Source organism: Paraburkholderia nodosa, assembly GCF_001718195.1.
Taxonomy (GTDB): Bacteria; Pseudomonadota; Gammaproteobacteria; order Burkholderiales; family Burkholderiaceae; genus Paraburkholderia; species Paraburkholderia nodosa_A.
This window is the reverse complement of the sequence record NZ_MCNV01000028.1, coordinates 1-12,096: the sequence shown is the minus strand read 5'-3', so window position 1 is coordinate 12,096 and position 12,096 is coordinate 1. Positions and strand designations below refer to the sequence as shown.

General features: G+C 58.4%; 11 protein-coding genes and 5 pseudogenes. 9 read left to right on the top strand and 7 right to left on the bottom strand.

Features of this window, described 5'->3' with window-relative positions; genetic code table 11:
* Positions 1 to 646: 646 nt before the first annotated feature.
* The 6 genes from BFD71_RS32095 to nifB all read right to left on the bottom strand — a co-directional run bounded on the left by BFD71_RS32095 (position 647) and on the right by nifB (position 4,062).
* A complete protein-coding gene (locus tag BFD71_RS32095; protein WP_069268291.1) occupies positions 647 to 925 on the bottom strand; it encodes a hypothetical protein in 279 nt (92 codons plus the stop codon).
* A 1-nt stretch (position 926) separates the two neighbouring features.
* Positions 927 to 1,145 carry a putative nitrogen fixation protein NifT gene (gene nifT, locus BFD71_RS32090; protein ID WP_069268344.1) on the bottom strand — a complete coding sequence of 73 codons (219 nt, stop codon included), beginning with the start codon at positions 1,143 to 1,145 and terminating at the stop codon, positions 927 to 929.
* Positions 1,146 to 1,264: 119 nt separating this feature from the next.
* On the bottom strand, positions 1,265 to 1,729 hold the full coding sequence (locus tag BFD71_RS32085) for a nitrogen fixation protein NifZ (protein WP_141710870.1): 465 nt from the start codon (positions 1,727 to 1,729) through the stop codon (positions 1,265 to 1,267).
* 21 nt (positions 1,730 to 1,750) lie between these two features.
* Positions 1,751 to 2,134, bottom strand: coding sequence for a HesB/IscA family protein (locus BFD71_RS39545; protein WP_141710869.1), 384 nt, complete (start codon positions 2,132 to 2,134; stop codon positions 1,751 to 1,753).
* Positions 2,135 to 2,198: 64 nt separating this feature from the next.
* Positions 2,199 to 2,393: a 4Fe-4S binding protein gene (locus tag BFD71_RS39540; protein WP_083245579.1), complete on the bottom strand. Its 195-nt coding sequence runs from the start codon at positions 2,391 to 2,393 to the stop codon at positions 2,199 to 2,201.
* 67 nt (positions 2,394 to 2,460) lie between these two features.
* The gene (nifB, locus tag BFD71_RS32080) at positions 2,461 to 4,062 is read right to left on the bottom strand and encodes a nitrogenase cofactor biosynthesis protein NifB (protein WP_176732983.1); all 1,602 of its coding nucleotides are present in this window, start codon (positions 4,060 to 4,062) and stop codon (positions 2,461 to 2,463) included.
* A gap of 408 nt (positions 4,063 to 4,470) precedes the next feature.
* Here nifB and BFD71_RS39535 point away from each other — a divergent pair.
* The 9 genes and pseudogenes from BFD71_RS39535 to BFD71_RS32045 all read left to right on the top strand — a co-directional run.
* Positions 4,471 to 5,589: pseudogene (locus BFD71_RS39535) on the top strand (homocitrate synthase/isopropylmalate synthase family protein); the annotation flags it as partial.
* 145 nt (positions 5,590 to 5,734) lie between these two features.
* Positions 5,735 to 5,933, top strand: a pseudogene (locus BFD71_RS42365) (nitrogenase-stabilizing/protective protein NifW).
* 55 nt (positions 5,934 to 5,988) lie between these two features.
* Entirely contained in the window at positions 5,989 to 6,840 is an 852-nt protein-coding gene (locus BFD71_RS32070) for an electron transfer flavoprotein subunit beta/FixA family protein (protein WP_069268289.1), read from the top strand.
* On the top strand, positions 6,837 to 7,949 hold the full coding sequence (locus tag BFD71_RS32065) for an electron transfer flavoprotein subunit alpha/FixB family protein (RefSeq protein WP_069268288.1): 1,113 nt from the start codon (positions 6,837 to 6,839) through the stop codon (positions 7,947 to 7,949). Before BFD71_RS32070 ends, BFD71_RS32065 begins: the two co-directional genes overlap by 4 nt.
* Positions 7,950 to 7,960: 11 nt before the next feature.
* The gene (locus tag BFD71_RS32060) at positions 7,961 to 9,274 is read left to right on the top strand and encodes an FAD-dependent monooxygenase (RefSeq protein ID WP_069268287.1); all 1,314 of its coding nucleotides are present in this window, start codon (positions 7,961 to 7,963) and stop codon (positions 9,272 to 9,274) included.
* Complete coding sequence (locus BFD71_RS39525) at positions 9,271 to 9,570, top strand: ferredoxin family protein (protein WP_083245578.1); 300 nt, start codon at positions 9,271 to 9,273, stop codon at positions 9,568 to 9,570. The genes BFD71_RS32060 and BFD71_RS39525 overlap by 4 nt, the downstream gene beginning before the upstream one ends.
* A 76-nt stretch (positions 9,571 to 9,646) precedes the next feature.
* Positions 9,647 to 10,132 (top strand): hypothetical protein, encoded by a 486-nt coding sequence (locus BFD71_RS32055; RefSeq protein WP_069268286.1) that lies wholly within the window; start codon positions 9,647 to 9,649, stop codon positions 10,130 to 10,132.
* A 115-nt stretch (positions 10,133 to 10,247) separates the two neighbouring features.
* Positions 10,248 to 11,015: pseudogene (locus tag BFD71_RS42360) on the top strand (IS110 family transposase); the annotation flags it as partial.
* A pseudogene (locus tag BFD71_RS32045) lies at positions 10,978 to 11,541 on the top strand (sigma 54-interacting transcriptional regulator); the annotation flags it as partial. The pseudogenes BFD71_RS42360 and BFD71_RS32045, both read left to right, overlap by 38 nt.
* A 61-nt stretch (positions 11,542 to 11,602) precedes the next feature.
* Here the strand turns inward: BFD71_RS32045 and BFD71_RS39520 are convergent.
* Positions 11,603 to 12,096, bottom strand: a pseudogene (locus BFD71_RS39520) (acyl-CoA dehydrogenase family protein); the annotation flags it as partial.

Below are 12,096 nucleotides of genomic sequence, written 5' to 3'. Positions count from 1 at the left end.
GCCCAGGCGGAACACAGTGCAGGTGAAGACGGCATAGAGCGCGTGATTCCTATTGTTCTATGATGCATAGCACCGCCTAACATCCCGACGCCTCGCGCTAGCGAGGTTTCCACATGTTGCGTTTGGCAGTTGGTTCATCGAGGCATCCTACGTGCGCGATGCCGAACGAGGCGGCGAGCTGACCCGGAGCCAGCCTTAAACGGCACACGAAAACCGCGAGACACCGACGGTCAACCCACCTTCCCGTGACCGAAAACCGGTATTGCAATTCGTAGGCCAAGCGTTCGCCGTCACTGACTAATTGCGTACGTCCGCTCACCGATATTCTGCACTGTCCTCCTCACGTCGAGGCAGTTGATATCGGCAAATACATGCGAGGCCCTAAGCCGGCCAAGATAATCCATGTGCAATCTATGGGATGAGATGTGCAGGGTGCGCTGGTAATTGCGTCACCCAGCCCGATGCCCAGCACACGCAGGGTCATCGAGCTGCCGAGCGTCGATTCACCGTGACAACGGCATCGCTGCGCCGAGCGACCGTAAGCTCGAACGAATCGAGCGTCGGACCACCGCTCCAACGACTCAAAAGCCCGGGAAAACACTAGATCGCCGTAGTGTGGTATGCAAGCTCGCAAAGTGCGAATTCTTCAGTCGCCATCGCAAAACGCCTCTTCTGCCAATATTAGCATATCCGCTTGCGCTGCCTCCGTGGTCACATTAATGCAAAAGCCGGTCCATGTCGCTAGATAGACCCGGCGACCACGGAACTCGAGGAAGGGCTTCTCATCGCTTAGCTCGACTGCGGTGATCCGAATGATACGCACATCGGGATAGCGCTTTCGCCAAATTACCGCGGCTTCCTGCAGCGTCGGTTCGGTACAAACCAGCTCAGTTATCGCATGAATCTGCTCCACAGTAAGGCCCATGTCATTCCCACCCGCCTGACACGCGCCGCGCCTCGACAGTTACCGGAAGCGAGGTGTCGCTCGCAAGTTCGGGCAACTGAAACTCCCAGCCGTTAGCAAGCGTAATACGTCCACCCCAAAGCTGCGCTCCATCGATGTAGACGATTGGCTCCTCGACATCCTTCTTCGGAACATAGGCCCTGAATACGCCATTGTCATCCTTTCGGATTGTGACCTTCACGTTGATATCTCCCGGGTTGGTTAAGCGATTCGCGCCACCAGACGTATGGCTGCAACAACCGGCGGACATGCCGCACGTGCGCAGTACGATCCCGCCTTATCCCACACAAACTGGCTGAGTTAAGGGAGTCCACCATCATCGAACGGCTCGCTAATGCGCTCAGCGCTTAGCGTCGGCATCTGCGCGCAGTTCTCCTTCTCCATATCGGCGTGCCACGAACCGATCCAGCGAAGCGCGTCGGCGCGGCTCCCCAGTTGGGCGAGCACGTCCTGCGGCAGGCGATCGAGCGTGCAGAGCTCCTTCGCGCGCATTCCAACGCGGCGGTCTCCTTCGAAAAAGTGAACCGCATAGACGTAGAACCGCTGCAGAAACGTGCCGATTGCAGTGACATAACCGGCATCGCCCTGGCTCACGAGCAGCTCCCCCATAGCCTTACCGTTGTATGTACCGTCGTTACGAATCACGGCACGTGCAATCACTCGCTCGCCAACGGCGAACCGTGGTGGAAAAGCAAGTTCGACTGCATCGTCGCTCTCGACGTCCCTCACGCCCAGCTCATTTAAATACCGGGATGCACGCTTCATGACACCTCCCGTGGCAATGAGTTACGTCGGCGTCCGATCGCACTCGCGTCGATGCGCGAGACGCTCAACTCGCCTGCGCCGCCGCGCGCGCGCGGCGGCGCCAAATGCATGATTGCCACTCTTGAATGCAAGGCCACACCTGTCTTGTGTTTCGACGAAGTCGACGGTAAAGCCGTCGAGCAACAGCCGAGTTTCTGCCGGCAAGAAAATCCGCAGTCCATTGATCTCCGTAGTCTCATCACCGGGCTGCGCATCGGCCGTGGCGCTCAGTCCGGCTTCGTATCTGGAGCAACCGCAAGTACTCACACAAATACGAACGCCCGCACCGGATGGCAGACCGGAAAAGCGCACGATACGGTGAAGGAACTCTTCGGCGGCGGGTGTCACTGCAAAATTTGGCAACATGATTTAAAAATCGTCGAATTGAACAATCGTCGGGTACACTGCGCAAGGCAAGCGGAACAGAGCGCTAGGCCGGCACGATGCACCCGTCCACAGGGCACGCCGCCACGCATTGCGGACTATCGAATTGCCCCTCGCACACGGTACATTTTCTCGGATCAATTGCGAAGACGCCGCCTTTCTCGATGATGGCGACGTTTGGGCATTGTGGCTCGCAAGCCGAGCAGCCAGTGCAGGCGGAGGAAATGATCTTTAGGGCCATACCATGCACTCCTTGTGATGATTTTCGGTGTAACCGAGCACGTCAGGACGACTGCGCTACCTGCCGCTCAAACAGGGGCGTCTTCTCCCACCTTAGTCAACCCGATCTGTGGGATTGTCGCGTCGCCGCGGTCCGCGTGGTCAATTTCGCCAGTCGTGAGACGGCCACAATAATCGGTGAGCCATGCAAGCGCGGCTTTTTCGATTGGTTCGTGGGCGTACATATCCACGGGTTCGATTCCCGCTTCTAATAGCGACTTCCGTGGGCACAAGCCAATCTTTGCAACCAGCACAGCATGGCAATCGTTGATCGCGTGTACGATCGGCCGCAAGTCATCCTCATCGCCATCGCCGCCGCGGCAATAGGCGCCCACGCGGCGGTGCGCGACAAAGAGGGCTCCAGCGGCGCTGACCTGGAAAATCTGGAACTCGGAAGCGTGGCCGAAATGTGCGTTGACGAGCCCATCTCCCTTCGTCGCAACGGCAATCCGCACCTCGACATCGCCTAGCACCTGGGTCGCTCCTGACAAGCTTCGTGTCTTATGTTTCATCTCGCGCTCTCCATCGCTTGCGGCGTCCACGCGGCGTTGACGTGTACTGCCAAGATCAAGCTTGTCCACGGCGTCCATGTGTTCGATGCTTGCAAGCGAAAACTCGTGATGGCGGTCTTCGCCCAGAAGGCCTACGGCATCTGCACGACATTGCCGGCAATGGCGCATTAGGGCCGCGCCGCCCATGCAGGCGTCCTGCACGGCCTTCAACTCGCGAGCGGTAGGCTCGCGCTGGCCACGGCCACCGAAATACGTGCCGTGCGTAGGATCCGAGATCAGCGGCATGATGTTGTGCAAAAACGCACCCCGCCGCTTTACTTCACGATTCACTTCGACCAGGTGCTCGTCATTGATGCCAGGGATGAGTACCGAGTTGATCTTCGTAAGTACGCCACGCGCGCTCAACATGTCGAGCCCTAGCATCTGCCGCTCGTGCAGAATTCGCGCGGCCTCTTCGCCCGTGACTCTGCTGTGATCCCAAAAGATCCATGGATAGATCTTTTCGCCGATGACAGGGTCGACCATGTTGATAGTGATCGTCACGTGATCAATGCCGTAATCGCAAATTTCGTCGACATAGTCAGGCAGAGAAAGGCCGTTCGTCGAAAGACATAGCTTAATTTTCGGCGCGAGTTCGCGAAGCATACGAAAGGTGTCGAACGTTTTGTTCGGATTGGCCAGTGCATCCCCCGGGCCCGCGATCCCGACGACAGTCAATTGCGGAATCCTCGAGGCGACGGTCATCACCTTTTTCACGGCCTGATCCGGCGCGAGCTTCTCTGATACCACACCAGGCCGCGACTCGTTCGAGCAATCATACTTTCGGTTGCAGTAGTTGCATTGGATATTGCAGGCGGGCGCCACTGCGACATGCATGCGCGCATAATGGCGATGCGCTTCCTCCGAATAACACGGGTGATCTCTGATCCTTTCCCACACCTCCGCATTGATGTTCTCTGGTGCGTCGGTCGAACAGCAACTTGACCCGGCTGGTGCGCCATTTGAATCGGGGCGGCCGTATCCGGCAAGTGGATCCGCGGCCGACACCGATGGCATGATGTGTGTGACTCTGGCGCCGTCGGCCAAGATCAGAGCGCCGGCATTCGCGCAGTCGTGCATGGTATCTCTCCGCAATGAACGGTGGGTGTGCCATTGCTCCCAGCGAAATCCATGCCATCGCGAAAACGCACGATGTGCGAGTGGACGATACTTGAAGCCGAGAGCATCGCCGTGTGCTCCGTCACCATGACACATGGGTAGTCCAGCCACGCTGGCGCTGTGTCTCAGTTCTTATTCATTTGAATTACTCGCGATCAAAGCAACCGCTTTCGCGTTCGCCGATAACCCGATCGGCCAGATTCAAGCGCGACACTGTTGGGAATGGCACATTCCCGACGCGACTTATCACACCAAGTACTCCGAATCCCGACATGATGCCTTTCAGGTTCAAACAGAACCATACTCCGGCCGGAACGTCCCATTGGCACGATGTTTGCGGCGCAATCGACACCTCTGGAGAGACTTGACATGCATCTTCCAATTATCAATGACACGACGCTCCGCGATGATGAGCAGACTGCAGGAGTCGCATTTCGCGCCGAGAAAAAATGCGCGATCGCGAGCGCCGTGTCTCAGGCCGGCGTGACGGAACTCGAAGTCGGGGTTCCCGCAATGGGCGACGAGGGAATGGCGTGCATAGCGGAAATTTCCGGCTTAAGTCTCGACTCTCGTATAGTCGTTTGGGGACGCCTCACCGAAGGCGACCTCGCGGCGGCATTGCGTTGCAATGCCGATATCGCTCACCTCTCCATCCCTGTTTCGGATATTCATCTGCGCCACAAGCTGCAGCAGTCCCGTACGTGCGTTCTGCGTCAAATTGACCGCATAGTCGACATAGCAATCGGAAGTCGCGCAACCATTTCTCTCGGCATGGAAGACGCCTCGCGCGCGGATCCTTCCTTTGTCATCGAAGTGGCTCAATGCGCACAGCAGCAAGGGGTTCAGCGCTTGCGTTTCGCAGACACGGTCGGCGTGCTGGATCCGTTTAAGACATACCAGGCGATTGCGGCGCTGCGCGTTGCCGTGGACCTCGAGATCGAAATCCACGCGCACGACGATCTCGGGCTTGCCACAGCCAACACGTTAACGGCCCTTGCGGCAGGCGCAACACATGCCAGCACCACCGTCAACGGTCTAGGCAAGCGAGCCGGCAACGCGGCGCTAGAGGAAGTCGTGATGGGAGCACGTCATCTTCTGCGACGAGATACCGGCGTCGACACTAACGCGCCGCCCGGTATTTCGTTGCTGGTCGAACATGCGTCGGGCCGAGCCGTCTCCTTTGGAAAAAGCATCATCGGTCGAGGCATTTTTACTCACGAAGCGCGAATTCACACAGACGGCCTTTCCAAACACGTCGCAACCTACGAAGGATTCGATCCTGCAGAGGTCTGCCGGCAACGGTCTACAGTGCTAGGCAACCATTCTGGGTCTCAAGGCGAACGTGACGCATATGACGCTTCGGGCCTGAAGGTATCGGAGCGGCTTGTGCCGCTACTGCCGCCGCACATCCGCGCCTTCGCCACGCGACATAAGAAGGCGCCTAGCGCAATCGATCTCCGCCGCTTTTTGAGTGAGGTACGGAGCACGCGAGTCAGAGCGTCCTGGAGGCCGCTCATAGCGAGAAACGGACTTAGGAGGAGCAAACCCATGGAAGGACTTATCCGAGACTTCGTCCGTTTTCATCTATGGAGGATTTCCGCGTCTCTTTTGCATTGCCCTCGACAAAAGGATAGTGAAGTTGAACCGCCTGCACATCATGAAACGTTTCTTTCGGTACATCGAACAACAGGACGACGCGCCGCCCTCCACGACGGCTGATCTATCACGGCTTGCTGCGGAAGGCCTGCGACGACTTCGTTGTATCCGCGCCCCCTAAACAACGAGTGTTTAAAGTCTTTAGAAGGCCGCCGACCGCCATGTCGTCTTCCTGAAAAGCCTGTGCGCGTCGCAGTCGGCACCCAGCGGCGTCTGATTAGGAGAATCTCAATGCATATTGTCGTTTGCATCAAGCAAGTACCGGATTCTGCCCAGATTCGGGTTCACCCTGTGACCAACACCATCATGCGGCAAGGCGTGCCGGCAATCGTCAATCCTTACGATCTCTTCTCGCTAGAAGAAGCGTTACGGCTAAAAGACCGCTTCGACGCATGGGTCACGATACTTTCTATGGGACCACCACAGGCCGAGGACGCACTGCGTAGATGCATCAGCTACGGTGCAGACGACGCCGTGCTCATCACCGACCGGTCGTTCGCCGGCGCCGACACGCTCGCCACTTCTTATGCGTTGGCCGCCGCGATCCGCCAGATCGCGAGTGAACGCTCAGTGGATATGATCTTTGCAGGCAAACAAACGATCGACGGTGATACAGCCCAAGTCGGCCCGGGCATCGCGACGCGCATGGACATCCAACTGCTTACCTACGTGTCGAGAATCCTCGAGATCGACCTCGGCAGACGCACGATCATGGCCGAACGCCGTGCTGAAGGGGGCGTTCAGGTACTCGAGACGGCGTTGCCGTGCCTTGTCACGATGCTTGAGAACACGAACGATCTGCGTTTCGCAACACTGCCCAGAGTAATCCATGCCGCTGGCTTCCCCGTGCGCAAGTGGAACCGCCAGCAGGCCGGGATCGATGACGCCAGCAAGATCGGGCTGAAGGGTTCACCTACCGTCGTACGTAAGGTGTTCGGCGCAACGCCGCGTGCAGAAGATACCGAGATGATCGAATTCGACGAGTCGAGTCTCCAGGACGCGGCGGCTCAACTTGTGCGTAAGATCTTTACTCGCCATCCGACGCTAGAGATGGACCTGCGGCTCACGGAGAGGAATGCATGAATTCGCTTGTTGCTTGGAAACAAAAACCGGCCGAGCCGATCGCACACGCTAACGGCTGCAACGTAGAACTCCGCGACCGTATGAAAGACTATCGGGGCGTGTGGGTCTTCATCGAGCACGATCGTGGCCGTGCGCACAGCGTATCGTGGGAACTGGTCGGTGAGGCTCGCAAGCTCGCCGATAAACTCGGCAGCGACGTCGCTGTCGCGGTACTCGGTGGTACTGAAGAGCCACTCGAGCAGTTTGCCGCTGAGGCGTTCACCTTGGGTGCGGACAAAGCGTATGTCATCCACGATCCGGTGTTGCGCGGTTATCGCAACGAACCGTTCACGAAAGGCCTGTCAGATCTGGCTAGCAAGTACTGCCCCGAGATACTGTTGCTCGGTGCGACTTCAATGGGCCGAGATCTCGCGGGCTCGGTCGCAACACGGCTTCTGACTGGCCTTACAGCCGACTGCACTGAGTTGAATATCGATCCCGCCTCGCGTGTACTAGCTGCGACGCGGCCGACCTTCGGCGGCTCTCTGCTTTGTACGATCATGACGCTCGAATCCCGCCCTCAGATGGCGACTGTGCGTCCACGAGTCATGCCCATGCCGCCGGCGCAGCAAGGCCGCAGTGGCGAGATCGTGCAGGAAACGCTCGGGATGATCGAGGCCAATATAGTAACCAAATTGCTTGACTTCATCCCTGACGAGACAAGTGATCAAATCAACCTTGCCTACGCGGACGTGATCGTGAGCGGCGGCAAGGGACTCAAGAATCGCGAGAACTTCATGCTGCTATTCGAGCTGGCGCAGGTGCTCGGTGGCGAAGTCGGCGCGAGCCGCCCATGCGTTCAGGCGGGTTGGGTCCGAGCCGAACGCCAGATCGGACAGACCGGCAAAACTGTCAGGCCCAAGCTTTATATCGCCGCGGGAATCTCTGGTGCGATCCAGCATCGGGTCGGAATGGAAAGCTCTGACGTCATCGTCGCGATCAACACCGACCCAAACGCACCGATTTTTGATTACGCACACTACGGCGTTGTGGGGGACGCAATGCGCGTACTACCGGAACTAACACAGGCCTTTAAGCAGCACCTGATACCGCAGCGGCTAGACTCGTAAGGAAAACAAACATGATAACCTCCCCCAAATTCGACGCCATTGTGGTCGGAGCTGGACCATCAGGCAACGCCGCAGCCTACGTTATGGCGAAAGGCGGCCTGAAAGTGCTTCAGATTGAACGCGGCGAGTATCCCGGAAGCAAAAACGTTCAGGGCGCGATCCTTTACGCCAATGCACTGGAACAGATCATTCCGGACTTCCGTGACGATGCCCCTCTCGAGCGCCACATCATCGAGCAACGCCTGTGGATGCTCGACGATACCTCGTTTGTGGGCACGCACGCGCGCAGCGAAGACTACAACAATCCCCCATATAACCGTTACACGATCATACGGGCACAGTTCGACAAGTGGTTTTCGTCGAAAGTACGTGAAGCAGGCGCTTTGCTGATCTGCGAGACCACCGTGAATCGCCTGATAATGGACGGAGACCAGGTTGTCGGCGTGCAATGCGACCGCCAACACGGTGAAGTTTATGCGGACATCGTGGTCCTCGCGGACGGCGTCAATTCGACATTGGCGCGTAAGGCAGGTTTTCACGGCGAAATCAAGGCGGGCAATGTCGCGCTGGCTGTGAAGGAGATTCTCTTTATGCCTGAGGAAACAATTTGCCAGCGGTTTAATGTTGCCGATAACGAAGGCGTCGTCATTGAGATGGTCGGCCGAATCACCGATGGCATGGCTGGAACCGGCTTCTTGTACACTAACAAGGAGTCGCTGACAATCGGCGTCGGCTGTATGCTGAGCGACTTCAAAAACAACTCGAACCGTACAAGCCCATATGTGTTACTTGAAAAAATGAAGCGTCATCCGTCCATCGCCCCGCTCATCGCCGGCGGTGAAATGAAGGAGTACTGTGCGCATCTGATCCCCGAGGGGGGCTTCAATGCAATCCCGGAAGTGTACGGGAACGGCTGGATGATCGTCGGCGATTCCGGTGGCTTCGTCAATTCCGTACATCGCGAAGGTTCTAATCTTGCCATGACGACAGGACGTCTCGCCGCGGAGACCGCGATAACCACAAAAGCCTCCGGAGGCCACAGCTATCGGGCTAGCGCCCTCTCCGGGTACAAGGCCGCGCTCGACAAGAGTTTCGTGATGAAGGACCTGTTCAAGTACCGAGACATGCCGAAGATCTTGCATCACAATCCGCAGTTTTTCACCACATATCCTGATCTAGTCGCTAAAGCGGCTCGGACAATGATTACGGTCGACGGCGTGGACAAGCAGACAAAGAAAGTGGATGTCATGGCGAGCTTCCGCAAAAGTCGCTCACTAACAGGCCTGGTGGGCGACGCATACAAACTCTGGAGGGCCTTCCGATGACCAGACTTACTGTGAACATCGACGAGAAGCTATTCCAAAACCGTTACCGCGTTGACGTTGGCCGGCCACACGTCCAAATAAGAAATCCCGAAACCTGCATTAATGAATGTAGCGATAAAAGCTGTACGTTCGTCTGCCCCGCTTCCTGTTATCGGAATGAGAACAACGGCGCCGTGACACTAATTACCGACGGTTGCCTTGAATGCGGCAGTTGTCGCATTCTATGCGGGGAACACCACAACCTTTCCTGGGAGTATCCGAGGGGTGGTCACGGAATCCAGTTCAAGTTCGGATAGACGAAAACGACCTCGTCATTTCGGCTTCCGCCTACCACAGGAAGGTGCAGAAGGCTTATCGCTTCGGAGCAAATCAATGAATATCCTTACTGGCATTGAGTCGGCAGATCTGTTTGGCGGCGCCGTGCCTCCTTCCGTATTGCGCTTAATCGAGGACACACGTGGCGGCCGCTGGGACGATGTGACCGCTGCATTGTGGACCGCCGTTCTTTCTCACCCGCGCTGCCTGCCACCCTACTATCTGCTATACAAGTTTCACGCGAACCGGGGCGAACTTGGCGAGGCGAAGGAAGTTGCAACCAAGGCTTTGACAGCTGCAGCCCGGGAAGCGTCAATTGACATTGACTGGTGTGCCGTACAGCCAGGCGACACAGATTTCACGATTCCTGGACCGGCACGCTTTTGGCTCTTCACGCTGAAGGCGCTGGCCTTTATCAGCGTTCGCCGCTGCGAACGCGCGGTTGCCCTGAGGCTCCTTGCGAAGCTGCGCCGGCTGGATCCGGCCGACTGCGTCGGCTTCAACGTGGTGGAAGCCCTTCTCGCGCAGTCCGGGCGTCGATAAGCCCTACCGGCAGGCCAGCCGTCGGCTCTGATGTGATGGACGACCCCCGCTACCCAGCGAGGGGTTTATGCCAAAGTGGAGAAGTCGTGACGTTCACGGCAAAGGAGCGTTCATCATGAATATAGCGACTGTTGGACTGGATCTGGCCAAGAGCGTGATGCAGGCTCACGCAGTGAATTCGCAAGGCGAAATCGTTGTACGCAAACAGCTAAGACGCGCGAATGTACTTCGGTATTTTGCTACGCTCGAACCGTGTGTAATCGGCATGGAAGCGTGCGCCTCGTCGCACTACTGGGGCCTTGAGCTCACCAAGCTCGGACACACCGTTCGACTGATCGCCCCGCAGTTCGTCCGGCCTTACGTAAAGAGCAACAAGACCGACGCGGCCGACGCCGAAGCAATCTGCGAGGCGATAACGCGACCAAACATGCGCTTTGTACCGCTCAAGACGCAGGCGCAACAGACAGTGCTGTCGCTGCATCGCGCACGCGCCGGCCTAGTCAAATCACGCACAGCACTTGCCAACCAAATACGCGGGCTTCTTGGCGAATTCGGCATCGTGGTGCCACAGGGTATCCAACTGCGTGGCCAACGGGCCATGGCCGCTCCTTCCACACGTGATGATGGACATTCTCAGCCGTTCCGGGCGTTAATCCAAATGCTCGTCGAGCACTTGCGCGAACTTGGCAGCAAGGTGGCTGAGCTCAAAGGTCGTATCCGCGCGATCCATCGCACGGATGCGCCCGGTCGGCTTCTCGAAACAATACCCGGGATCGGGCCACTTACCGCGTCGGCCCTCGCAGCCTCGATCGGCAACGCCGGATCTTTTCGCAGCGGCCGCGAACTTGCTGCATGGCTGGGTTTGGTGCCGCGTCAGCATTCTTAGGGCGGCACGCCGCGTCTGCTGGGCATCAGCCTCGATCCGTGCACGCGCGCAGGTCTTCGTCGATCCCCGCTCGATCGAACTGCTTGAGCGGATCCAGCTGGTCGCGCCCAGCGACGCAAATATCCTGATCATCGGCGAGACCGGCACGGGCAAGGAACTGATCGCGCGCCACGTCCACAGCCTGAGCGGGCGGCGCGACAAGCCGTTTGTCGCGGTCAACTGCGGCGCGTTTTCTGAAACGCTGGTCGAAAGCGAACTGTTCGGCCACGAGAAAGGCGCCTTCACGGGGGCGTTCAACGCCAAGCCGGGCTGGTTCGAGGCGGCCAACGGCGGCACGCTCTTCCTCGACGAGATCGGCGACCTGCCGCTGTCGATGCAGGTCAAGCTGCTGCGCGTGATGCAGGAGCGCGAGGTCGTGCGGCTTGGATCCCAGCACGGTATTCCGATCGACGTGCGCGTGGTGGCGGCGACGAATGTCCACCTGCAGCACGCGGTGGCGGCCGGGCATTTCCGCAGCGACCTCGGCAATCGCGCTCTGGCCGCGTGCGGAATCCAGTTCGGCGTCGACGTTCGCCTCGTGGCTGGACCTGCGGATCTTGCGCGAACGAAGGCGCATTGCCATGACTAAAGATGCGCCGGCGCGAACGCACCTCCTGCGAGATGTCGCGCAGCGCGGCGCGGCCCGTGCCCGCGAGCACGGCGAGCAGCACCAGCTGGTAGAACGCGGTCTGGTATTTGAAGCGCGTCGAAAAATCGATGATGTCGATCTCGTCCACCTCGGCGGCGACAAACGTGGTCGTGCCGCTGCCCGTCGTGCGCTGGCCAAAGCCATCCCAGTCGTCGTGATGTGTCACGCCGGGCTGCCTCGCGCGCACGGCCGCGATCACGTCTTCGCCCGTGTCGTCGCGGCGCGCAAACACGTCGATCCAGTCAGCGAAGATGCTGCCCGTGCTGTAGTACTTCTCTCCGTTCACCACCCAGCGTGCGCCATCACGTGACACGCGCGTGATCACGTCGCCGATCGCCACGCTGCCGACTTCGGTCCAGGCGTTTCCCACCAGTTCGCCGTCGACAAATC